Consider the following 23,283-nt stretch of genomic DNA (forward strand, 5'->3'; position numbering starts at 1 on the left):
GGTGTCACTTCGCCTGGCCCCATTCCTCGAGGTTCCACCAGGGGCCTTCCACCGGGTTGATGGAGAGCGGTCCGCCGACCCGCTTGCCGGTGACGAGGACGTTCGGGACGGCGGACAGCGGGAGCGAGGGGACGTCGTCGGCTATGAGCTTCTCCGCCCTGTGCGACTCCTTGATCCGGGAGGTGTCGTCCAGTTCGGTGTCGACCCGCTCCAGGACCGGGTCCAGGCCCGGGACGCGGATGCGCATGAAGTTGATGCCCGACTGGTTGTTGGCGGCGCTCGGGATGGCCGTGCTGCTGAAGGTGGCGGACAGCGTCGGGTTGGGGAAGGAGTCGGTGATGTTCCACAGACCCAGCTGGAAGTCACCGGCGGGGGCCAGCTTGCCGAAGATGTTCGCGGGCGTGGAGTTCTTGATCTTCACTCTGAACCCGGCCTTGGCGAGCTGGGACTGGAGGATCTGCTCGGTCAGTTCACGGCTCTGGTTGCCGGCGAGGGAGGTGACGGTGAACGCGGCCTCCTTGCCGTGCTTGGCCCAGAACCCGCTCGCGTTCTTGGCCCATCCGTCCGCCTTCATGAGCCGTTCCGCCTTGGTGGGGTCGGGCTTGTAGCCGGAGAAGTCGGTGGACGCGTAGCGGGAGACCAGCGGCGACTGGAAGCTCTGTGCGGGAGTGGTGACGCCGTACGAGCCGAACAGGCGCTTGACGATGGCCTCGCGGTCGACCGAGTAGGCGAATGCCTTGCGTACGGCGGCCGAGTCGAAGGGGAACTTCGCGTTGTTGAGCCACAGCGCCTGGAGGTTGCCGGTCTGCGCCTGCACCTGCATACGGGCCGCACTTCCCAGCGCCTTGATCTGGTCCACCGTGGTCAGCTGCGGGGTGGGGTAGAGGGCGTCGAACTGCCCGCTGGCGAATGCCTGGGTGGCCGCCGAGGTGTCCGAGGCGAACTGGAAGGTGACCTTGTCCAGGTGCGGTTTGGGGCCCCAGTAGCGGTCGTTGGGGACGAGGGTGAGGGAGACCCCCTCCTTCCAGGACGCGATCTTCCAGGGGCCGCCGCTGAAGGTGTAGCCGTCCTTCATGACGGCGTTGCGGTCCTTGCCCCGGAGGAGGTGGGAGGGGAGCACGCCGTAGCCGGCGCCGAAGAGCTGTTTCCAGTTGCCGTAGGGGGACTTGAGCGTGACGACGGCGGTGGTGCGGTCGGGGGTGTCGATCGACGTGATGCGGTCGTAGCCACTCTTGTCGAAGATCGCCTTGCCGTCGCGGACCTGGAGGGCGGTGTACTTCAGATCCGCGGAGGTGATCGGCTTCCCGTCGGACCAGACGGCCTTCGGGTTGAGCCGGTAGGTGATCCGCTGTTGTTTCCCGACCACTTTCGTCATCGGCTCCGACGCCATCAGGTTTGACGGGACCGGTGTCCAGTTCTTGCCCTTGAGGCGGACATCGAAGACCTGCGGGATGGTCTCGGCCTGCATCAGGTAGGTGCCCCAGACCGAGGCGCCGCAGGTGCCGATCCAGTCGGCGCAGTCGGGCTCCTGCTCGGCTCCGATGACCAGGCTGCCACCCTCCCTGACCGGGAGGTTCGTGCTGGTTTCCGACTGGGGGGAGGCGGTCCCCGAGGTGCATGCTGTGGCGGTCAGCGTCAGGGCGGTGAGAAGTGCGCCGGCCGCCGGGAGTCGGGCCGGGAACCGGCCCTGAACGGTCGCTGCGAGCAGTTGAGGCATGGCTGGAAACCTTCCGTGGCGAAGCCGTTGGCTCATCGTAAGGAGCGGCACAAGACTTAGCAATGGAGATAGGCTAGTAACTATGCGTTCGCATTGCCTACGTGTGTGAATAACGTTTCGTAGCGAGCGATAGGGTCGCGACGGTGTCCCGGAAGCCGAGGGAAAGGAAGATCATGAGTGGTGCGCGCGCGGGCGACAGCAAGGGAGCCGCGGCGGGCGGGGCCGGGGGCCGGCGGCGGCTGGCACGGGACACGCTCAGCCGGCGGGTGATCCTGGACGCGGCGGAGAAGGTCGCCTCCCGGGACGGTCTGGAGGCATTCACCTTCCAAGCCCTGGCGAGGGAGCTCAACGCCCATCCGACCTCGCTCTACCGGCACTTCCGCGACAAGGACGAGCTGATCCTTGAGCTCATCGACGACCTCCGGGCGCGTTCCTACGGCGGACAGCTGCGGGCCACCGACTCCTGGCGCGACGATCTGCGGACCCAGGCCCGGTACATCCACGAGCACTATCTGCGCTATCCCGTGTTCGCCTGGCAGATGGCGGCGCGCACGACCCGCCGGCCGACCGAGTTCGCCAATGTGGAGTTCGCCCTCGACTGCCTGCACCGGGCCGGGCTGGACGATGAGGAGGCGGTGATGTACGTACGTGTCCTCGGGAACGTGATCCGCTCGCTGTCCGCCATGGAGGCCGGGCTCCAGGCGCTCGACCCCGAGACCCGGGACCGGGACACCCTGGCCTGGGAACTGGAGTACCGCCGCCTTCCGGCGGACACCTACCCGCGTATCGCCGCCCTGACGGCGCCGCTGGCCGCGATCGGTGACCCCACGGTCTTCGACCACGCGCTCGACATGCTGCTGGACTCGGTGGAGGCACGGGTGCGGCAGAAGGCGGCGGGGTAACCGGATCGGTCGGGCCCGCGCGGGGTCAGGGCGCGCGGTCGGCGAGCAGGCCGGCGATCAGGGACGTACGGTCCCTGACGGAGGTCAGCTCCACCCACTCGTGGCGGGCGTGCGCGCCTCCGCCGTCCGGGCCGAGGCCGTCCAGCGTGGGCACGCCCAGACTGGCGGTGATGTTGCCGTCAGAGCCGCCGCCGACGCCGGTCTCGGTGACCGGGGTGAGTCCCAGCCGCTCGGCGACCGCGCGGGCGGAGCCCAGCAGGTCGACGGACATCGCCCGTTCCAGCGGACCGCGGTTGACGCCGCCCCGGAAGGCGAGTTCGGCGCCGGGCTCCCGCGGGCGCAGCGCCCGCAGCGCCCGTTCCACCCGTACCAGTTCGGCATGCTCCCAGGCCCGCACGTCGACATCCACGAACGCCTGCTCCGGAACGGTGTTGGTGGTGGTGCCGGCGCCGCCGACGGTGGGAGTGACGGTGGTTCCTCTGTCACGGTCGGCGAGATCGCTGATCGTGAGCACCTGGTGGGCCAGTTCGACCAGCGCGTTGACGCCCTTGTGCGGTTCGAGCCCGGCGTGCGCGGCCCGGCCACTGACGCCGAGCCGGTACAGCGCCACGCCCTTGCGCGCGGTCTTGAGCGCGCCACCCTCGCTGGGTTCCAGCACCAGGACCGCCCCGCACGCCGCCGCGGCCTCCTCGACCAGAGCGCGGGACGTGGTCGATCCGCGTTCCTCGTCCCCGGACACGACCATGCTCACATGGGAGACGTCCCCGGCCAGCCCGAGTGCCTCGAAGGCGAGGACGAGGCCCGCCTTCATGTCGAAGACGCCGGGACCGGTCGCCCGTGTTCCCTCCACCTGGAACGGGTTCTCCGCCAGGGTGCCCCGTGGCCACACCGTGTCGGCGTGCCCGAGCAGCAGAACCCGGCTGCTTTTCGGCACGGCGGGATCCGTACCGCGCCAGTACAGATGCGGCACCCCATCGGAGACGACCCGTTCGGGCCGGCCCAGGGAGTCCCCCGCCCAGGCTTCGAGCAGGTCGTAGGCGTCGTTCAGCCCTCGGACCCACCCCGACGGCGTTTCGATACCCACCAGTTGCCCCAGCCGCCGGGTGAAACGCTCGGGGGCCGTGGAGCCGGAGCTGACGGACAAGGCGGGCTCCTTCTGGTCGATGACTGTCCCGTCGGCCGCGGGCCGCCGGGGTTCCGGGGCATCACCATGCCCCTAGTCTAGAAGATAGTCAACATGCATTGCTATCTTCCGCGGGGCGTACGCGTGTGATGCGACGGCTGGAGCTCGTGACGCACGGCGGGCCGCGGCACGCCGGGTTTCCCTCGTCGGCGTTGCGGGCGGACAGCGGTTGCCGTCTGGTGCGAGGGCGACGGTTGTGCGGGACGCCGCGCGCTCACGCCTCCAGCGCTGTCTGAACGAATCGGGCGATCCACGGCGATCGGCTGCCTGCCGGCCAGAGAGCCAGGGTCTGGTACGGCGCCACGTCGGGCACCGGTCGGTACGTCACGTCGGGCCGGACGTTCATCGCGGCCAGCGAAGCGGGCACCAATGCCACGGCCTGGCCAAAGGCGACCACGTCCAGTAGTTGGGCACTGTCGCGCACGGTCGGACCGTCAGCCGGGCGATCCGGATTTCCCAGCCAGTAGTCGCGGTCGACGACCTTCGGGTCGCTCCACCGGGGCGCCGGCTCGGTGAGCAGGTCGGCGGAGCTGAGGACCTCACGCTCGGCCAGCTTGTGTCCCACGGCGAGCGCGGCGACGCGTGGTTCGGTCCTCAGGAGCTCGGTGTCGAGGTCGTGGCTGTCGACGCAGGCGGCGATGGCCAGGTCCGCGCGCCCGTCCCGAACCATGTCGGCCTGCTGCCCGAATCCGCTCACCAGTACTCGGAGCTCGGGTGCGTCCGGATCCGCCCGGAACCGTTCGCAGATCCGCAGCAGCAGCTGCGTGGCCACACCTGGTTTGGCGGTGACCACGAGTCTGCGGCCGGAAAGGCCGGCATGTTGCGTCCGGCGTACCGCGGCGGCGAGGGCGCCGAGGACGCCAGTCGCCTCCTTGAGGAGGATCTCTCCGGCCTGGGTCAGCGCCAGCCCGCGCCCGGTGCGATCGAAGAGGTCGACGCCGAGCCGACGCTCCAGCTGGCGCATGGCCCGGGACAGCGGCGGCTGAGCCATGCCGAGCCGCTCGGCCGCGCGGGTGATGTTCAACTCCTCGGCGACTGCGCAGAAGTAGCGCAGTTCGCGAATCTCCGGCTCCGCCATACCTCCAGGGTATGAGGCATGACCGGATTGGTCTTTCCGTTCCAGCGCCGCAACGGCTGAAGTAGCGGCATGAACAGGAATGATGTGGCACTCGTCACCGGCGGCAACAAGGGCATCGGCCGTGAGATCGTTCGGCGACTGGCCGAGCAGGGCTTCACCGTCTACCTGGGCGCCCGCGACCCGGAGCGCGGCCGCGCGGCCGTCGAGGAACTGACGAGAGGGCGGGAAGACGCGGCCCATGAGGCGCTGACCGCCAACTCGGCCCGCCGGGAACCGGACTTCGCCGACCGTCACGACAAGCTGGACATCCGCTTCGTGCCACTCGACGTAGGCGACGTGGCGTCCGTGGAAGAAGCCGTCAAGACGATCGGGGCCGCGACCAGTCGGCTGGACGTGCTGGTCAACAACGCCGGAATCATGGTCGAGTGGGACGTACACCCCGCCGACATCACGGCCGCACAACTCCGCGAGGTCTACGAGGTCAACGTCTTCGGCATCGTCTCGGTGACATCGGCTTGTGTGCCGTTGCTACGCCGCTCGCACAACCCGCGGATCGTGAACATGTCCAGCGGACTCGGGTCGCTCACCCTGCTGAGCGACCCGAACAGCCCTCTCCCAGCTCAGGGCTTCCTCGCATACAGCTCGTCCAAGGCCGCGCTGAACGCTTTGACCGTGATCTATGCGAACGCCCTCCGCGCCGACGGCATCAAGGTCAACGCAGCCAGCCCGGGCATGGTGCCGACCGACCAGAACGCCGCGGCCCCGTTCCCCCGCGGTGACCGCACCACGGCCGATGGCGCGGTCGTCCCAGTTCTCCTCGCGACGATTCCTGCCGACGGTCCCACCGGCGTCTTCCGTGGACCGAATCGCCTGGACGACGTCATCCCCTGGTGAGCGCCCGACGAAGCCTCAAGGGCACACTCGCGACGGAAACCGCGCCGCGCGTCTGCGGCCCCCCAGCACGTCGCCGCCCTTGATGTCCGCCCGCGGGGCCCACGGCGCTGCGTTCGCGGTCAGCCGCTGGAGCCGCGGACCACGAGCTCGGGTTTCAGGACGACATCACCGCTGTCGCCGTCCAGGAGCGAGAGGGACGCCTCGACCATGCGCTCGGCGGTCGAGCCCAGGGTGGTGAGCCCCGGCGCCGCGGTGTCGGAGATGTACGTGCCGTCGAAGCTGGTGATCGCGTACTCGGACGGCACGCGTTTACCGGCGTGCTGAAGCGCCGTCAGCAGGCCGAGCGCGACCGTGTCGGCGGTGCAGATGATGGCGTCCGTGTCGCCGGGGTTCGCGAGCAGGAGCTTCGCCGCGTCTATACCGCTGGCCACCGTGAAGTTCGGCATTTCCAGAACCCGGTCGTCCGGTCCGGCGAGCGCGTGGAACGCGGCGGTGCGCTCGATGCTCGACGAGGAGTCTTCCTGGGCGTCGACCATCAGGATGCTGCGGCGGCCCCGCGACCGCAGATGATCCACGAGCAGGCGGACCCCCGCCGCGTTGTCGAGCCGTACCGATGGCGCTTCGACGTCTCGTGCGCGGCGGTCGACCTGCACGACGCGGTTGGACCGGGCGAGCTCCGTGATGGCCGCGCCACTGCGCTCGAAGGCCGCGGGCACCACGAGCACCGCGTCCACCAACACCCGGTCCATGGTGCCGAGCTGGCGCTGCTCGGTCTCCGGGCTCTCGCCCGTGTCGATCGTCACCAGCCGCTTGCCCTGGAGATCCAGGTGGCGGGAATACGCCGACACCAGTTCCGCGAAGTACGCGTTCGCGATCGCCGGAACGACAAGCGCCAAGGAATCCGTCGACTGTATCCGCAGCGCCCGCGCCGCCGCGTTCACCCTGTAGCCCAGTTCGTCGCATGCGTTCCGCACCCGTAGCGCCAGCTCCGGATCGACATTGCGCTGCACACCGGACAGCACACGGCTCGCCGTCGGTACCGACACCCCCGCGCGCAGCGCTACGTCCTTCAAGCCGATGCGCGCGCCCATCCTGATCTCCCCTGCTTTCTGCCCGCCGATGCTATCAGGACGATATCGACGACCCGTTGACGCGGCAGGGGCTGGCGTGCTTAGGTTCGGAAATGGTTTTCCCGACGATGAGAGTACCGTACGGCCGCCCGCCGCGGACCCGGTGGCGCGGCGGACGGGCGCTTGTCGTCGGACCGGTGGACCGCGACCTCGGCCACAGGCTGCCGCGCCTGGTGCGCGGCGCTGGTCAGACCCGCACCACCAGGCGTTTTCAGGCGGGCGGGGGCGCGGGCGCGCACCAGGCCCTCATCGCCCGTCGCCTCGGTGCCGACGTCCCCCTGCCCGCACTTGTCGGCGGCGACGCCGAGCGCACCCTCGCCGACCTCGCCACCGCGGACGTCGTCCCCGGCACGCCGGGCATCGGCCGCGGAGCGCCGGGCACCGGCACCGGCACCGGCACGGCGATCGGTCACGACCACGCCGCGACGGGGACCGCCGCCCCGCTCATCGCTCCCGACGGCAATCGCATCGCCGCCGACGCGATCGACACGGCCGACGTCGGCGGGGCGTTCCGCGGCGCGCTCGCCGCCCCTCTCACCGGCGGATTAGCGGTCCACCCCACCGCGTAGCGCTCCGCCTCACCGCCGTACACGCCTCCGCCCACGGGCGCGCGATGGCGGTCACCGCGCACAGCACACCGCACACGGCGCCGCGTCGGCCCCGGACGCGGTTGACGCACTCCCCCAGCGCGAACCCACGACTTCCCCGAACGCAACCATCCGCCCCTCCCCACACCGCCATACACCGAAAGGCGCCCTTCCATGAGCAACGAGGCTCAGCAAGGTCGTAGAGGCACGACCGTCGAATCGAACGGCGTCAATCCCGTTCCCGATGCCGAACGGCGCGGGAAGCCGAGCGGCCTGTTCGCCGTGTGGTTCGCCTGGAACATCTCGATCCTCGGCATCAGTTACGGCATCTTCGTCTTCGGGCTCGGTCTGAACGTCTGGCAGACGATCGTCGCCGGGACCGTCGGCTATCTCATCTCGGCCGCCCTCGTCGGCATCCTCGCGGTCGGCGGGCCCCGCACGGGACTGCCGACCCTCGCCCAGACGCGTTTCGCGTTCGGCATGAAGGGCAACAGGATCCCCGCGTTCTTCGCCTACCTGTCCAATATGGGCTGGAAAGTAACGATTATCACCCTTGCCTCGACCACCGGCGCGAACCTGTTCGCGAAGCTGTGGCCGTCGGTGTTCGCCGACGCGGACGGGTCGAGCGCCACGACCACCATCGTGCTGTGGTTCGTGCTCGTGCTCGCCGTGACGATGACGGTCTCCGTCCTCGGCCACGAGCTCATCATGAAGGTCGAGGTCTGGATCTCATGGCTGACCGGCATCATGACGGTCGCGTTCCTCGGATTCATGGTGCCCGAGATCGAGTGGGCGCACCTCGGTGACACCCCCGCGGGCGGACCGCTGGTGTTCATCGGCGGCATCATCATGGCGATGACCCTCGTGGGCCTCGGCTTCCTCAACTACGGCGGCGACTTCGCCCGTTACCTGCCGCGCGACACCCCGGCGCGCGGCGTGATCAGCTGGACGGTCACCGGGCTCAGCCTGCCGGTCGTCATCCTCCTCGCTGTCGGCGCGCTTCTCGTCGGCGGGGATTCCAAGCTGGGTGCCGCCACGGCGTCCGACCCGATCGGGGCGCTCACCGCGCTCCTGCCGATGTGGTTCTTCGTCCCCTTCTCCATCGTGATCGTCATCTCGCTCGTCTCGGCCGCCATCACCGGCATGTACAGCTCCGGTCTCGCGCTCATGGCGGTCGGCGTACCGCTGCGCCGCTCGGTGACGACCGCGATCAACGCGGTCATCATCGCGGCGGGCGCCTTCTACCTGCTGTTCATCTCCACCTCGTTCCTCGCGACGTTCCAGTCGTTCCTGTCGCTCATCGCCGTGATGATGGGCACCATGGGCGGCATCCAGCTCGTGGACTTCATCCGGCAGCGCCGCATGGGCTGGAACACCGATCTGGCGAACCCGCGTGGCTATGGCGGCCGCGACGGGCGCTGGACGGCGGTTCTGAGCCTGATCACCGGAACCGTCGTCGGTCTCGGCCTCGTGACCAGCTCCGACCCGAACTTCGCGAAGATCACGGGATTCTTCCTCACCGAGAGCGGCCGCACCGGCGTGTTCGGGTCGAGCGGGCTCGGTGTCGTCATCGCCTTGGCGCTCGGCGCCGCGCTCTACGCGGTCCTCACCTTCGGGCTCCGGCTGGACCCGAAGCCCGACTACTCGCTCGTGACCGCGGCGGACGCCGCTCACGGGGCAGGCGGGCTCGAGGTTCCGACTCCCGAGGCGGCCGGCCGGAACGCGGCCGACTTCACCGAACGCTGACCGACCCGTGGCGGCGGGGCCCGCGCGGGCCCCGCCGCCGTTCGAGGAGCTGACACCCTTGTCTGGTTCGCCCGTTTCATCCGTACATGAGACCGCGCTGCATCGATTCCGGAACCCGGACCCCTGGCATGCGCCCGCCGCCTACTGGTTCTGGCACCGGCTGCCCGACAAGGACACGATCCGCGCGCAGGTGCGGCAGATGCACGACGCCGGGATCCGGAGCTTCCAGGTGCAGGCGCGGCTGTCGTACCCGATCGAGGGCTACCTGGACGACGGCTACCTCGCCGCATGCCGTACGGCCGTCGAGACGGCCGCCGAGCTCGGCATGATCGTCGGCATCTACGACGACTACAACTGGCAGACCGGACATGCCGCGGGCCGGGCCGTGACCGGACACGACGAGCTGCGCGAACGACATCTGTTCTGGGTGCGGATCCCCGCCGGCGCGAGCGACGGTTCGCTCAGCGGGATCCGCTCGGCGACGGAGAACCTCGGCCCGGCCGCGCTGGACTGGCATTACGAGGGCGGCGTCGTCGCCTGGGCCGACTGGCGGGTCGAGTACGCGCTCGTCGTGGAAGGGGAGCCGGGCACGGCCGCCGAGCGGCCCGAGCTCGTCGACCGCCTGGACGGCGCCGACGACGGGTGCCATGTCCGCCTCGTCGAGCCCGTACCCGACGGCGCGGAGGCGATCGTGTTCGTCTCCGCCCGCTGCGCGACCTCCCGGCTCGTGAACCCCGTCGACCCGGTCGCGGTCGATCGCTTCATCGAGGCCGGCTACCAGCCCTTCGCCGACGCCCTGGGCGACTTCTTCGGCTCCACCGTCGCCTATATGTTCTTCGACCAGCCGCATGCCGTGTACTACGACTGGGCACAGCGCACAGGAGACCTGCGGTCGGCGATGCCGTTCCACGAGAGTCTGGCCGTCTCGATCCGCGAGCGCTGGGGCGGGCGGACCCCCCAGGTGCTCGCCGCCGTACTCGACGGGGCCGACCCGGAGCGGCTGAGCCTTCGCGCCCAGTTCTACGAGCACTTCAGTGGCTACGCGATGGAGACGTTCCTCGGCAGGCTGCGCGCCTGGAGCCATGCCCACGGCCTGCGCCAGTCCGGCCATGAGGTCCTCGGGCACGTGGGCGGCTGGGCGCTCGACACCGCGTTCGCCAACTGGGACCTGCGCGTGAACTTCGGCCTCGACCACTTCGGCGTGGACGGCTACCGCGACCTCACCGCGGTGGACGCGCAGGACGCCCTGGTGCAGCTCAGCCCCGTGTTCGGCGACTCGGTCGCCCGCCACCACGGCCGCGGCGGGACGATGGTCGAGCAGTACTTCGTCACCCCGCCCGAAGGCGGGACCCCGTGGTCCGGCCACTGGGGCCTCAGCTTGCAGGAGTTGCGCACAACGGCGATCAACCACCATCTCCAGGGCATGCGCCAGATGATCTTCCATGGCTTCTATCAGACCCACGGCCATGGGGACGATCACGAATCACTGCGCAATCCGCGCTTCGACTTTCCCCCGGGCATCAATTTCGAGCCGTGGTTCGCCGAACATCACCCGCGGTTCGCGCTCGAGAGTGCGCGGCTGAGCGAATTCCTCGAGCCGGTGTCACCGCGGAGCGATGTGGCCGTCCTGTACCCGTTGCGTACGGTGTGGACCGCGGGTCAGCTCGGCGAACAGGCGTCGGCGCTGGGCGAGTGGGCCCGCGCGCTCACCGAGTCCCGGGTGGGCTTCCACCTCGTGGACGAACGCGATCTCGACGCCGCCACCGTGGAGGAGGGCACGGTGTGCTTCGGGGACCGCCGGTACCGGGCGCTCGTGCTTCCCGCCGTGACCACGCTGCGCTCGGCAGCGTCGCTGCGCCGGCTTCGCCACCTGGCCGAATCGGGGGTACGGGTGCTCGCGAGCGGCGCCACGCCCACCGTCTACCAGGAGGGCCCACAGACCGCCGCCGAGGACTGGGCGGATCTGGCCCCCGCCGTGGAGGTGTTCGACGCGGTCCCCGAGGAGGCGGTCCTGCGCGGGCTCGCCGCGCGGCGTGGGCGTACTGAGCCGACCCTGCGCGTGCCCGCGGGCTCGGCGGTGCGCTGGCGCGGCGGCCCGGACACGGCCAACGGCTTCCGCTTCGCCTGCTTCACCGAGTCCGAGGGCACGGTGGAGCTCCTGCTGCCCGACGGACCCTGGCATATCGAGGAATGGGAGGCCACCGACGGCACCGTGCGCACCCTCGACACCGCCGGGAACCCGGTCGTGCTGCGGCTGGAGCAGAACGCGCTGCGTCTGTTGCGTGTGTACGGGGACGCGGAGCCCGCTTCCGGTCCGGTGGACGCCACGGAGGATTCCGGGGCCGCGGCCGGTCGCGGCACACCGGAGTGGTCGGCGCCGGAGGCACTCGCATCCGGCTGGCTGCTCGAAGTCGCCGAGGACGCGTACGAGGAGGCGGGCACCCGCCGCGATATCGCGGTGACCTGCGGCTGGGAGCGCCAGGGCCTTCCGGAGTTCGCGGGCACCGCCGACTATGTGCGGCACATCGAGCTCGACACACCGGTCCCCCTGGAGCTGACGCTCCCGGCTGTCGCCGGAGCCGTGACCGTGTCCATGAACGGCACACGAGTGGGCAGGCGCGCCTGGGCGCCGTACCGCGTCACGATCCCCGCCGACGCCCTGCGGCTCGGGAGGAACGAACTCCGCGTCCAGGTCGCGCCGTCGGCGGCCAACCGCTACTACGCCGGGACCGGACTCCGCACCGAGCCCGAGCCGTGCGGGCTGCTGGCGCCACCGCTGCTGAGCCATGCGCTCCGGACTCCCGACTCCGGTGCGTCCCCTGGCGGTTCGGGCTCCGGCCCCCGCACATCCCCCATCACAGAAGGCTGACCCACCGTGCTCAAAGGACTCGACCCGCTCCTGACCCCGGATCTGCTGTACACGCTCGCGCGGATGGGGCACGGGGACACCATCGCCGTCGTCGACCGCAACTTCCCCGCGCACTCCGTGCACGACCATGTGATTCGGCTGGACGGCACCGACGTCGTCTCGGCGGGCCGGGCGGTGCTCGCACTGCTGCCGCTCGACACGTTCATCCCCGAGCCCATCGCGAGGATGGAGGTCGTCGGCGACACCGCCGCCGAGCCGCCGGTACAGACGGAGTTCATCGCCGCCGCGGAGGAGGCATCGGGCCGCCCCGTCGCGGTGGAGACGGTCGAACGCCATGCGTTCTACGCACGTGCCCGCTCCGCGTTCGCGGTGGTCATCACGGGCGAGGACAGGCCGTACGGGTGCTTCCTGCTCACCAAGGGCGTGCTGCCGGAGTTCTCTCCGGAGCGTTGACGCCCGCCGCCGAGCCGTCACCGCTGGCTGCCGAGGTGCCGCGACCCCGGTCGAGTCAGCCAACGGTGGCGGGGCGCTCTTCGGGGACGAGCCGGGGGACCAGGCGGACGTAGCCGACCATGCCGATCACCTCGACCAGGGTCTGGGTGACCACGACGACCGCGGCGACAGCCAGGTCGTCGGGCAGGGCGAGGGCGAGCGGCAGGACGACGAGGGAGTTGCGGGTGGCGCCGGTGAAGACGATCGCGCGGCCGGCCGGGGCGGCCAGGCGGAAGAGACGGGCCACGGCCTTGCCGATGAACGCCATGGCGATCAGGAAGACGGCGTAGAACGGGACGACCGCCGCGACATCGCCGCGGTTGCCGTCCAGCCTGGGCACCTGGGAGGCGACCACGACCAGCAAGGTGGCGGCCATCAGCGGCACCATCGTGGTGGTCGCCGCCTCGGAGACCTTCCGTCCGGCCGGGTGGCGCGCGGCCCACGTCTGTAGGGCCCACGCCAGGGCCAGCGGAATGACGATCAGGGTCAGGAACGCTTCGAGGAACGGCCCGGCCTCGACGATGTCGGCCAGTTCCGAGCCCATGAACAGATACAGGAACACCGGCAGCAGCGCCATCTGCGCTACGAGCAGCAGCGGGGTGGCGGCCAGCAGACGGCGGCTGGAACCCCCGGCCAGGCCGGAGAAGACGATCACGTAGTCCACGCACGGGCACAGCAGCACCAGCAGGACCCCGAGCCGTACCGCCTGGTCCGCGGGCAGGAACACGAACATCGCGGCGACCACGAGCGGTACCGCCACGAAGTTCACCGCGAGCGCGGCGGACAGGAACCGGCCGTCGCGCAGCGAGCGGACCAGCTCCCCCGCCGGAACCCGGAGGAAGGTGACGAACAGCAGCGCACCGAGCACCGGGCTGATCGCGTGTTCCAGGCCCGGACCGGCCGCGGGCGCGGCCCAGCCGAGCAGGACTCCCGCGGCCATCGCCGTCAGGTAGATCGCGACTTGGTGGTGTTCCATCCGCTCGACCAGGCCCTGCGGTCCCCGCTGCGACACCCCAACTGCTCCTTCGTACCCGTCGAGGGCTGCCCTGTGACGGCCCCGTCCCATCCTCACAGACCGCCGGAACAGGATCCGTCCCGCCCTCGCGCACAGTGGCTCAGCGCCCGGTCTTCACCACCTCGGACCGCTCCGGGCTCGGACCGACCCCCGGATCCTGCTCGCGCCGACCACCGGCCACCCGCCAGGTGACCCCGGCAGACCAGGGTGAAGAACCCTGTCGTGCGGCGCGGCGCCATCGGCAGTCCCCCATGGGGCGCGTACAGGTAGATCACTCCCCCTTCTCCGCCGCGCCCTCCAGGAGCCCGTCCCTTGAACACCGCCCGCTCCGTGTTTCGCCGCGCCGCCGTGGCAGCCGCCGCCATGACCACGGCACTCGTTCTGGCCGCCTGCGGCGCCGGCAGCAGCGCTGCCGGCGCACCGACGTCCACCCCCACCACATCCGCCCCGCGCTCCGCGCCCGCCGGACGGCACAACCGGGCCGACGTCAGCTTCGCCCAGCGGATGATCCCGCATCACCGCCAGGCCATCGCCATGGCCGATCTGGCCGGGGAACGGGCCTCCTCCCCCAAGGTCAAAGCCTTCGCCCGGAAGGTCCGTAAGGAGCAGCAGCCGGAGATCCGGACCATGACCACGTGGCTGAAAGCCTGGGGCGAGCAGGTGCCCCGTGGCATGGAAGGCGTGGGCCATAACGCCTCGGCGATGCCCGGCATGATGAGCGACCACCAGATGAACCGGTTGAAGGGCGCCTCCGGCAGCGCCTTCGACACCATGTTCCTCACCATGATGATCAAGCACCATCAGGGCGCCATCGACATGGCCAAGTCCGAACAACGGCACGGCGCCTACGGCCCGGCCAAGAAGTTGGCCGCCACCATCGTCACCACCCAGACCGCCGAGATCGCCCAGATGCGCACCATGCTGGGCACCGGCTCGCCCACCGCGACGACACGGTGAATGTCCGCTGGGGGCGGCACCGCGGTGCCGCCCCCAGCGGGATGTGTGTCAGCCGACGCGCAGGGTGAGCGCGGCGGTGTGCAGCGTGCCGCCGGTCCGGAACTGGAGGAACAGCCGCCAGTTGCCGGACTTGGGCAGCATGGCCCGGAAGGCCAGGTCCGGTCCGCCCGTGTCGCCCTTCACATCGGTCCGCGGGTGGAGATGGGCGAACGCCTGGTCGCCCTCGTGGAAGGCCGTCAGATGGGCGTAGGTGTCCAGGTAGGGCTGGAGGTCGGTGACCGGCTTGCCGCCCTTGCTGACGCCGACGGTCATCGGGTAGGTCGTACCGGCCTTCAGATCGCCCTTGACGGTGACCGTGTAGCCGTCGGCGTCGGCGCTGGTGGCCGCGGCGGGCAGCGGGGTCCGCCGCGCGTCGCCGGGGGCGGTGACGGTGCGGCTGAGGACGAGGTCCTTGCCCTTGCCGGGGCCGTCGTCCGGGATGAAGGAGGCGTACATACGCCACTTCCCCGGCTTCAGGGCCGCGAGGTCGGCGGTCCAGGTGCCGTCGTCGCCCATGGCGGGGTGCAGGTGCTGGAAGCCGGTCAGGTCCGAGCGGATGGCGTAGAAGTGCATCCGCTTCGTCTGGTCGACGGCGAAGCGGGTGACCGGCTTGCCGTCCGGGCCGGTGATCCGGAACCTGTACGCGGCCTTCTCGCCGGCCGGGAGCGCTGTGGTGGTGGAGGTCAGCTCGTAGCCGTCCTTGGCGTCGGCCAGACCGTCGCCCATGCCGCCGTGGTCCATACCCGGCATGGAACCGTGGTCACGGTCCTCACCGGCGGCGGAGGCCGAGGCGGAGGGCTTGGAGCCGTGGTCCATGCCGGACATGGACGGGCCGGAGTCTTTCGACGATCCGCAGGCCGCCAGCGTCGCCGCGAGGACGACGGCCGTACCCGCCGCGGCCAGGGCACGACGGCGTGAGGTGAAACGAGAAGCGAACGACATCACATGTCACTTTCAGGGGTGTGCGCACCGCACGGGCGGCGCACGGGTGATCAGGGCACCTGGCCCGAAGCCCGCACCATCCGGGCTCGGGCGAGGTGCTGTCACCTCCGCGCGACGCAGACCCTCAGCAGCAGCTCCCGCCCGCCGCCGGGCGGGCCACGCCGACCGGCCTCCCCGGCCGCCCGACCTCGCCCGGTCGGCCACTCCACGGAGAACGCCACGACGGCCACGGCCACCAGGGCCCACACCGGCAGCAGCAGCCGGTCACGCGTCGGGGTCGCCACACACTGGGCACCGTGCTCAGCGGAGACCTCTTGCGGCGCGGCATGCGGCGCCACGGAATCGGCGGCGGCCATCACCGTGTCCCCATGGTGGCCCTCGGCGGTCTGCCCGGCGTGCTCCACGGGGGCGGACACGGGCATCGCGCCGTGACAGCCACTGGCCGCCGTGGCGGGAGCACCGTGCATGAGGAACAGGCCCAACAGCACCGCGCACACGGCCGACAACCGGGCGACAGCCCGCCCGCGCGCGTACACGGCGTCCATCACAGCCTCTCCCTCATCGGCCGCCCTCGGGTCAGGGGGCCGACAACCACCCCTCGACTATACCCCCTCCCGTATGCCTGGAAGCGAGGTCGGGCCCTCACGCTCCAGCTGTTGATCTTCATTCGCCGGGGCTAGACTCACGTCGTGGTGGAAGGGGTTTGGTGAGCTGTGCGCGGACGGCTGTCTGACGCGGATGCGGACTCCGCGACGCGCGGTTCCGCGACCTTGCGCGATGTGGCCGCCCTCGCCGGTGTCTCGGCGAGCACGGTGTCGAGCGTGGTCCGCGGCCGCGGGAACGTCCGGGAGGAGACCCGGCGGCGGGTGCAGGGCGCGATCGACGAGCTCGGGTACCGCCCCAACCTGGCCGCGCGGCGCCTGCGTTCGGGCCGCTCCCATGTGATGGGGCTCGTCCTGCCCAGTCTCACCGTCCCGTACTTCCGTGAATTCGCCGACGCCGTGCTGCGCGAGGCCCAGAAGCACGGGATGTCCGTGCGCATCACGCAGACACATGGCGATGTGCGGCGCGAGCGCGGTGTCTGCGACGACCCGTATCTGCGGCATGTGGACGGGATCCTGCTGGTCCCCGTCGCGCTCGGCCAGGAGGACATGCGGGCGTTGACGGTGACGAAGCCGCTGATCGTGGCCACGGCGTCGTTCACCGCGGGCCGCGTCGACTCCTTCGACACGGACCTGTTCGAGGCGGCGCGCACAGTCGTGGCCCATCTGGTCGCGGGCGGGCGGCGCCGTATCGCCGCCCTGGCCCCCGGCGAGGTGCTGCCCGCGGAGAGCGACGAGCGCTATCAGGGGTATGTCGCCGGGCTGCGCGATGCCGGGCTGCCGGTGAGCGGGCGGCGGGTGGTCAGTACGGAGACCGTCACATTCGCGGCGGGCGCCCATGCGGCGCGGACACTCGTGGAGCGGGCGCCCGAGACGGACGCCGTGTTCGCGCTCGGCGACGCGCTCGCCCTGGGCGCGCTCCGCGGCCTGCGGGACGCGGGGCGTACCGTGCCGGAGGACATCGCCGTGGTCGGGTTCGGCAACGTCGCGCAGGCCGCGTACTGCGCCCCCACCCTCAGCACCGTCGACCCCGGGCGGGAGGAGATGGCGCACCGCGCCGTCGCGCTCCTGGCGGACCGCGCACAGGCCCGGGCGACCGGCGCGGCGCTCCCCGAACCGCGCCACCACACGGTCGGATTCCGCCTTGTCGAACGGGAGTCGAGCGCCGTTGCCCGTGAATGAGCCGGAGTCCCCCCGTGGCCGGCCGGCGGTGGTGCGCATGCGCGACGTGGCCGCCGCCGTCGGTGTGTCCGTCAAGACCGTGTCCAACGTCGTCAATGCCACCGGGCAGGTGAACGAGGCGACCGTCCGGGCCGTGCGCGCCGCGGTCGAGAAGCTCGGCTACCGTCCCAACCCCCTGGCCCGCGGCCTCAATTCGAGGACGACGGACACGGTGGCGCTCGCCCTGCCGGGCCTCGGGTACGGCTACTGCGCGCCCCTCGCCGCCGCGGTCTTCGATCTCGCGGAGGCCGAGGGCATCAGCGTCGTGATGGAGCCCACCGGGGGCGACCGCGAGCGGGAGCTGGAGGTGCTGCGCAACCGCGGGGGCCTCTCGGACGGTGTGCTGCTGATGCCGACCGCGCTCACCGCGCGGGACCTGAAGGATCCGCCCTCCCCCGGCCCCACGGTGCTGCTCGGATCGCGCCGGGTGGAGAGCCCCTTCGACAGCGTCGCGTCGCAGGACACCGTCGCGGCCGAGGCCGCCGTGCGGCTGCTCCTCGGCCGTGGCGCCTCGCGCGTCGCGCTGCTGGGCGGTGAGCGGAAGGCGGGCGGCGACAGCGCGGCCGCTGTGCGCACCGACGGATACCGGCGCGCGCTGACGGCGGCGGGGCGGAAGTTCGACCCGTCTCTCGTCGTGGAGACGCCGCGGTCCTCCCGGGACGACGGGTATGCGGCGATCGCTCGACTGCTGACTCCACATCCGGGCGGGGAAACGCCGTTCGACGCGGTGCTCGCGCTCGAAGAGCCGCTCGCGCACGGGGCGTTGCACGCGCTGCGCGGGGCGGGCCGGGACGTACCGGGGCAGGTCCAGGTCGCCGCGTTCGGCAACGACGAGGACGCGGAGTACTCCTGGCCCAGCCTGACGACCGTTCAGGCGGATGTCCGCACAATGGCCCGGCGCGCCCTCGACCTGCTCACGGCGCGGGTCCGGGAGGGCGCACGCCCGCGGAGCCATGTCGAGGTGCCACTCACCATAATCGAACGCGAGTCAACATTTTCTTACGCCTAGTCATTGACGGAGAACGTCGCGCGGTCCTAACGTCCACGCAATGCAACGGTTACCGTAACCGTTGAAATCCTCAGTGGAGCCGCTGTATGCCAAGGCCAGACCCACCGCCTCGGATAGCCCCCGCCGCGCGTCGCACCGTGCTCGCCAGCTTCCTCGGCTCGACCTTCGAGTGGTTCGACTTCGGGCTCTACGGAACCACCGCGGCACTCGTCTTCGGCCACGTCTTCTTCCCGACGCAGAGCAGCGCGATCGGCTCCCTGCTGGCCCTCACGACCACCGCCGTCGGGTTCTTCGCCCGGCCCATCGGCGGCCTGGTCTTCGGGCACTTCGGCGACCGGGTCGGCCGCAAGAAGCTCCTGATCCTCACGATGCTGCTCATGGGCATCCCGACGTTCGTGATCGGCCTGCTGCCCGGTTACGCCACGATCGGCGCGGCCGCCCCGGTCATCCTGCTGTTCCTGCGGGTGTTGCAGGGCATCGGCCTCGGCGGTGAGTACGCCGGCGCCGCGCTCGCCACGATCGAGTCGGTGCCGAAGGAGCGGCGCGGCTTCTTCGGTGCCATCCCGCAGCTCGGCAATCCGGTGGGCGGCATCTTCAGCAGCGGGCTGGTGCTGCTGTGCACCTGGCTCTCCTCGGATACGCAGTACGAGGACTGGGTGTGGCGGGTCCCGTTCCTGCTCAGCGGAATCCTGCTGGTCTACACCCTCGTGGTGCGCACACGCCTTGCCGAGAGCGGGGACTTCACGCGCCTCCAGAAGAAGCGCGGGGTGGAGAAGGCGCCGCTGATCACACTTCTGCGCGACCACTGGGCGCCGCTGCTGCTCGCGCTGGGCGCGCGTGCGGCCGATGCCATCACCGGCAATGTCGTCGGGCCCGTGGTGACCGCGTACATCGTCACCTACCTGCACCGGAGCGACAGCATCGGGATCGTCGGAACGATGATCCCGAGCATCATCTGCCTGCCGATGATGCTCTACCTCGGCAGGGTCGGTGACCGGTTCGGGGTCCGCCGCACCTTCGTATGGAGTGTGCTGTCGATGGCCGTGACCACCTTCCCCCTGTTCGCCCTGCTCCAGACCGGGACGCTCTTCTGGATGGTGCTCGGGATCACGGTCTTCCGGCTGTGTAACTCGGCCCAGTTCGCCGTCCAGAGCACCTTCCTGGCCGAGCTGTTCCCCACCGAGGTGCGCTACACGGCGGTGTCGTTCGTCTACCAGGTCGGCTCGATCCTCGGCGGCCTCACCCCACCGGTCGCGTACGCCATGCTCGTGGCGTCCGACGGCTCGCCGTGGTGGCTGGCCCTCGCCGTGGTCGTCTCGGTCCTGTTCAGCGCGGCCTGCGCGGCCGTCATCGGCCTGCGGATCTCCCGCACCGACCTCCGTACCCCCGACGGCCCGTCGACCGACGGCGCCGACCTCGCCGAAAGGACCACTCGAGCGTGACCGCGCGCCGCCAGCCCGACATCGTTCTCGTCCTGACCGACCAGCACCGTGCCGACGTCAGCGCCCGTGAGGGATTCCCGCTGGACACCACGCCGTTCCTCGATGAGCTGGGCCGCTCCGGGGCCTGGTTCGACCGCGCCTACACGACCTCACCGCTGTGCTGCCCCGCGCGCACCAGCCTGATGACCGGACGGTTCCCCAGCGCGCACCGCGTCACCCAGAACCCGGCGCACCGGCTCGCGGTCCGTGACGCCGATCTCTTCGGTGAGGCCCGCGCCGCCGGTTACGCCACGGCGATGATCGGCAAGAACCACACCTACCTCGACGCCTCGTCCGTGGACCACTGGGTCGAGTTCATGCACGACGGCCAAGTGACCGCTCCCTCCAAGGCGTTGAACAAGGAGTTCGACACGTGGCTGGCGGCGCTGCGGCACCGCACCCACGAGGAGCCCACGCCGTTCCCGGTCGAGGCCCAGAACCCGCACCGCATCGTGGACGAGGCACTCGCCTGGGCCGCCACCGTCCCGGAGGACCGGCCGTTCCTGCTGACGGTGTCCATCCCCGAGCCGCACAATCCGTATCAGGTGCCCGAGCCCTACTTCTCGCTGTTCCCTGAGGAGTCGCTGCCGCCGACCCGCACCGGGGCCGAGGCGCTGGAGGGCAAGTCCTTCCCCTGGCGGTACCTGCGCGGCCTGGGCGAGCGCGCGGTGGCCGACTACGAGGGCGCCATCGCCCCGTCGCGTTCCAATTACTTCGGCATGCTGCGGCTCATCGACGACGAACTGCGGCGCCTGTTCGCGGGGCTGGAGAGCCGGCACCGGGTACGCGAACGCGTCGTCGTCGCCACCGCGGACCACGGCGACTTCGTCGGCGAATACGGACTGGTGCGCAAGGGCACGGAGATCCCGGACATCCTGGCCAGAGTTCCCCTGGTCGTCAACGGGGACGCGGTGCGGCCCTCCGGCGAGCCGCGTCCGGAGCACGTCTCGCTCGCGGACCTCATGCCCACGCTCTGCGAGGCGATGGGGCGCGAACTGCCCGACGGCGTGCAGGGGCGCAGCCTGTGGCCGTCGCTGACCGGACGACCCTGTCCGGCGGAGGAGTTCGGCAGTGTCTACGTGGAGCAGGGCATGGGAGGACTCCCCTACGGCCCCGAGGACGTGGCCGACCAGATGCCCGGACTCATCTTCGACGGCCCGGACGGCGAGCCCCGCTGGGACGAGCTCAACGCGGCCACGCAGAGCGGGCGCCGCCGCAAGGTCCGCAGCGGGGACTGGACCCTGTACGCCGACATCGTCGGGGATTTCCGCCTGTACAACCTGCGCGAGGACCCGCTGGAACTGGTGGACCGCTGGTCGGACCCGGCGGCCGCCGATGAACGCGTCAGGCTGCTGTCCCTGCTGGCCGTGTGGCAGATGCGGGCCGAGGACCCGCTGCCCACGGTCCCCGGCGGCTACCGGCTCAAGCGGGACCCCCGCAACCATCTGGCTCCCTACCGGCATTCCGAGGGAAAGGGACAATCCGCATGAGACAGCGACGGCAACCGCGCGCCGGAAGACCCAGAAGAACCGAAACAACCGAAAGAACAGGAAGAACAGGAAGGACGGGAAGTGCCCGGTGGACGCTGGGGCTCCTGCTCGCCCTGCTGCTGACCGCCATGACCACCGCCGTCCAGCCGCTCACCGCCGCGGCGAACGACCCGGGCGACAGCTTCTACACCAGAGCGTCGAGCAATGAGTTCCTCGCCTACTCCCGCATCATCCGCCTCCAGCACAGCGGTTCCGCCAACGGCACACTCATCGGCACCTTCGAGCACGCGGCCAAGGACGGCACCGCGTCCGACTTCGTCATCCGCACCTCGAAGGACGACGGCAGGACATGGAAGACGCTCACGACACTGGACGACCCGCTGGAGGGCGAGAACCATCCCTCGGACCAGTTCTGGCAGCCGTTCCTCTTCGAACTCCCCAGGAAGATGGGCGAGTTCCCGGCCGGCACCCTGCTGCTCGCCGGAAACATCGCGCCCAGTGAGAAGGTCCGTACCGACTTCGTCCTGTGGCGGAGCACGGACCATGGGGCGCACTGGACCTTCCAGTCGATCCTCCAGACCGGCGGCGGCAGTGTCGGCGCGCCGCACGGCGGATCCGGAATCTGGGAGCCGTTCCTGACCGTCGACGGCGCCGGTCGCCTGGCCATGTACTTCTCCGACGAGCGGCGCGAGCCCGAGTACGCCCAGATCCTCGCCCATATGGTGTCGAACGACGGCGGTGTCACCTGGAGCGCGCGCCCCGACGGCTCCACGAACTTCGCCCCCGGGCTCGTCGTCGACGTCCAGAGCGATGTGGACACCGACCGTCCGGGGATGCCGACCGTCGCCACGCTGCCGGACGGGCGGATGGTCATGGCGTACGAGATCTGCGGCGCGGGCCGCAACTGCGAAGCCCATACGAAGACGTCCACCGACGGGGGTGCGACCTGGGGCGCCGGACCCTCGGACCTGGGAAAGATGGCGGTCACATCCGACGGCCGGTACCTCGGGAGCAGTCCGTACCTCGTATGGAGCCCGGCCCGCGGTCCTTCGGGGCGGCTGCTGCTGACCGGGATGCGGACCCGCTACACGGGAACGAACGCCTTCAGTCCCGAGGACCGGCAGGCCGTCTTCATCAACGACCCCGATCTGTCCGGGCCCTGGTCCTGGACCCCGGCGCCCTTCGGGCCCGTCGCCGACCCCACCCAGAATTGCAGCGCCAGCTACAGTCCGCACCTGCTCCTGGACGCCTCCGGCAGGACGGTCCGCTTCACCACGGCCACCGCCACCGGTCCGACCGGCTGCATGGAGGCCACGGCGGTGGCCAACAGCGGTGTTCTGCCGTACGCCGACGCCTTCGCGAAGGGCAGGTCCGGCTGGGTCGACTACGGGGGCTGCTGGGCGACGTCGGGCGGTGTCCTGTCCGAGACCTGCGGTGGCACCGGCGGGAACAAGTCGATCGCGGGCTCCACCGGGTGGACCGACTACCGCCTGGCGGGCGACGTACGCGTCGACGGCGGGGCGCAGGCCGGATTCGTCGTGCGGGCGTCCGACCCGGGCAAGGGGGCCGACGCGCTCGACGGATACTACGTCGGTGTGTCCTCGCGGCGGATCGTCCTCGGCAAGCAGAACGGCGCTTGGCGAGAGCTGGCGCAGACGGCCGTCCCCGGCGGCCTGGCCACCGGGACGTGGTACCACCTGACGGTGAAGGCCGTGGGCTGCACGCTCACGGTGACCGGCAGGCCCTCGGGCTCCACCGCCACACCGGTCGGCTTCACCTATAAGGATCCGGACTGTTCCTTCACCCGGGGCGCGGTCGGGGTACGTGACCAGGCCGGGACCGCGAGCTGGCGGCATGTGACCGTCACCAGGAGCGGCTGAGCGCCCGTGCGCCGAGGGACCGTCCTTCGCCCGGCGGTCCCTCGGCCCG

General features: G+C 70.6%; 19 protein-coding genes. 12 read left to right on the forward strand and 7 right to left on the reverse strand.

Annotated features, from left to right (window positions below):
* Positions 1–4: 4 nt before the first annotated feature.
* A complete protein-coding gene (locus tag AB0E24_RS05645) occupies positions 5–1,717 on the reverse strand; it encodes an ABC transporter substrate-binding protein (RefSeq protein WP_359375019.1) in 1,713 nt (570 codons plus the stop codon).
* 173 nt (positions 1,718–1,890) lie between these two features.
* On the opposite strand from AB0E24_RS05645, the gene AB0E24_RS05650 reads away from it, so the two are divergent.
* On the forward strand, positions 1,891–2,619 hold the full coding sequence (locus AB0E24_RS05650) for a TetR/AcrR family transcriptional regulator (RefSeq protein ID WP_069862963.1): 729 nt from the start codon (positions 1,891–1,893) through the stop codon (positions 2,617–2,619).
* Between the two features lie 25 nt (positions 2,620–2,644).
* Here AB0E24_RS05650 and AB0E24_RS05655 read toward each other — a convergent pair whose 3' ends face one another.
* Both AB0E24_RS05655 and AB0E24_RS05660 read right to left on the reverse strand, forming a co-directional pair.
* Positions 2,645–3,763 (reverse strand): M20/M25/M40 family metallo-hydrolase, encoded by a 1,119-nt coding sequence (locus AB0E24_RS05655; RefSeq protein WP_359375020.1) that lies wholly within the window; start codon positions 3,761–3,763, stop codon positions 2,645–2,647.
* A gap of 253 nt (positions 3,764–4,016) precedes the next feature.
* Positions 4,017–4,880: a LysR family transcriptional regulator gene (locus tag AB0E24_RS05660; protein WP_359375021.1), complete on the reverse strand. Its 864-nt coding sequence runs from the start codon at positions 4,878–4,880 to the stop codon at positions 4,017–4,019.
* Between the two features lie 69 nt (positions 4,881–4,949).
* Here AB0E24_RS05660 and AB0E24_RS05665 point away from each other — a divergent pair, with 69 nt between their 5' ends.
* Positions 4,950–5,774 carry an SDR family oxidoreductase gene (locus AB0E24_RS05665; RefSeq protein WP_359375022.1) on the forward strand — a complete coding sequence of 275 codons (825 nt, stop codon included), beginning with the start codon at positions 4,950–4,952 and terminating at the stop codon, positions 5,772–5,774.
* Positions 5,775–5,893: 119 nt separating this feature from the next.
* On the opposite strand, the gene AB0E24_RS05670 is transcribed toward AB0E24_RS05665, so the two are convergent.
* Complete coding sequence (locus tag AB0E24_RS05670) at positions 5,894–6,865, reverse strand: LacI family DNA-binding transcriptional regulator (RefSeq protein WP_359375023.1); 972 nt, start codon at positions 6,863–6,865, stop codon at positions 5,894–5,896.
* Positions 6,866–6,972: 107 nt separating this feature from the next.
* Between AB0E24_RS05670 and AB0E24_RS05675 the strand changes: the two genes are divergently transcribed.
* The 4 genes from AB0E24_RS05675 to AB0E24_RS05690 all read left to right on the forward strand — a co-directional run bounded on the left by AB0E24_RS05675 (position 6,973) and on the right by AB0E24_RS05690 (position 12,559).
* Positions 6,973–7,473 (forward strand): hypothetical protein, encoded by a 501-nt coding sequence (locus AB0E24_RS05675; protein WP_359375024.1) that lies wholly within the window; start codon positions 6,973–6,975, stop codon positions 7,471–7,473.
* 192 nt (positions 7,474–7,665) lie between these two features.
* Positions 7,666–9,237 carry a purine-cytosine permease family protein gene (locus AB0E24_RS05680; RefSeq protein WP_359375025.1) on the forward strand — a complete coding sequence of 524 codons (1,572 nt, stop codon included), beginning with the start codon at positions 7,666–7,668 and terminating at the stop codon, positions 9,235–9,237.
* A gap of 58 nt (positions 9,238–9,295) precedes the next feature.
* On the forward strand, positions 9,296–12,106 hold the full coding sequence (locus AB0E24_RS05685; protein ID WP_359375026.1) for a hypothetical protein: 2,811 nt from the start codon (positions 9,296–9,298) through the stop codon (positions 12,104–12,106).
* Between the two features lie 6 nt (positions 12,107–12,112).
* Positions 12,113–12,559, forward strand: a complete 447-nt coding sequence (locus AB0E24_RS05690; protein WP_359375027.1) for an RbsD/FucU family protein — start codon at positions 12,113–12,115, stop codon at positions 12,557–12,559.
* Between the two features lie 55 nt (positions 12,560–12,614).
* Here the strand turns inward: AB0E24_RS05690 and AB0E24_RS05695 are convergent, their stop codons facing one another.
* Positions 12,615–13,574: an arsenic resistance protein gene (locus AB0E24_RS05695; RefSeq protein ID WP_359375268.1), complete on the reverse strand. Its 960-nt coding sequence runs from the start codon at positions 13,572–13,574 to the stop codon at positions 12,615–12,617.
* A 351-nt stretch (positions 13,575–13,925) separates the two neighbouring features.
* Here AB0E24_RS05695 and AB0E24_RS05700 point away from each other — a divergent pair, with 351 nt between their 5' ends.
* Positions 13,926–14,570 (forward strand): DUF305 domain-containing protein, encoded by a 645-nt coding sequence (locus tag AB0E24_RS05700; protein ID WP_359375028.1) that lies wholly within the window; start codon positions 13,926–13,928, stop codon positions 14,568–14,570.
* 48 nt (positions 14,571–14,618) lie between these two features.
* On the opposite strand, the gene AB0E24_RS05705 is transcribed toward AB0E24_RS05700, so the two are convergent.
* Together AB0E24_RS05705 and AB0E24_RS05710 are read right to left on the reverse strand one after the other, a co-directional pair.
* Positions 14,619–15,551 carry a DUF8832 domain-containing protein gene (locus tag AB0E24_RS05705; RefSeq protein ID WP_359375029.1) on the reverse strand — a complete coding sequence of 311 codons (933 nt, stop codon included), beginning with the start codon at positions 15,549–15,551 and terminating at the stop codon, positions 14,619–14,621.
* Between the two features lie 101 nt (positions 15,552–15,652).
* A complete protein-coding gene (locus AB0E24_RS05710; RefSeq protein WP_251771074.1) occupies positions 15,653–16,096 on the reverse strand; it encodes a hypothetical protein in 444 nt (147 codons plus the stop codon).
* Between the two features lie 168 nt (positions 16,097–16,264).
* Here AB0E24_RS05710 and AB0E24_RS05715 point away from each other — a divergent pair, with 168 nt between their 5' ends.
* The 5 genes from AB0E24_RS05715 (at position 16,265) to AB0E24_RS05735 (ending at position 23,234) form a co-directional block, all read left to right on the forward strand.
* A complete protein-coding gene (locus AB0E24_RS05715; RefSeq protein WP_359375030.1) occupies positions 16,265–17,335 on the forward strand; it encodes a LacI family DNA-binding transcriptional regulator in 1,071 nt (356 codons plus the stop codon).
* A 37-nt stretch (positions 17,336–17,372) separates the two neighbouring features.
* Positions 17,373–18,383: a LacI family DNA-binding transcriptional regulator gene (locus AB0E24_RS05720; RefSeq protein ID WP_359375031.1), complete on the forward strand. Its 1,011-nt coding sequence runs from the start codon at positions 17,373–17,375 to the stop codon at positions 18,381–18,383.
* Between the two features lie 86 nt (positions 18,384–18,469).
* Positions 18,470–19,825, forward strand: coding sequence for an MFS transporter (locus AB0E24_RS05725; RefSeq protein ID WP_359375032.1), 1,356 nt, complete (start codon positions 18,470–18,472; stop codon positions 19,823–19,825).
* The gene (locus AB0E24_RS05730; RefSeq protein WP_359375033.1) at positions 19,822–21,354 is read left to right on the forward strand and encodes a sulfatase-like hydrolase/transferase; all 1,533 of its coding nucleotides are present in this window, start codon (positions 19,822–19,824) and stop codon (positions 21,352–21,354) included. Before AB0E24_RS05725 ends, AB0E24_RS05730 begins: the two co-directional genes overlap by 4 nt.
* 128 nt (positions 21,355–21,482) lie before the next feature.
* A complete protein-coding gene (locus tag AB0E24_RS05735; RefSeq protein WP_359375034.1) occupies positions 21,483–23,234 on the forward strand; it encodes a 3-keto-alpha-glucoside-1,2-lyase-like domain-containing protein in 1,752 nt (583 codons plus the stop codon).
* The last annotated feature ends 49 nt before the right edge of the window (positions 23,235–23,283 follow it).

Source organism: Streptomyces malaysiensis subsp. malaysiensis (assembly GCF_040653035.1).
GTDB lineage: Bacteria > Actinomycetota > Actinomycetes > Streptomycetales > Streptomycetaceae > Streptomyces > Streptomyces malaysiensis.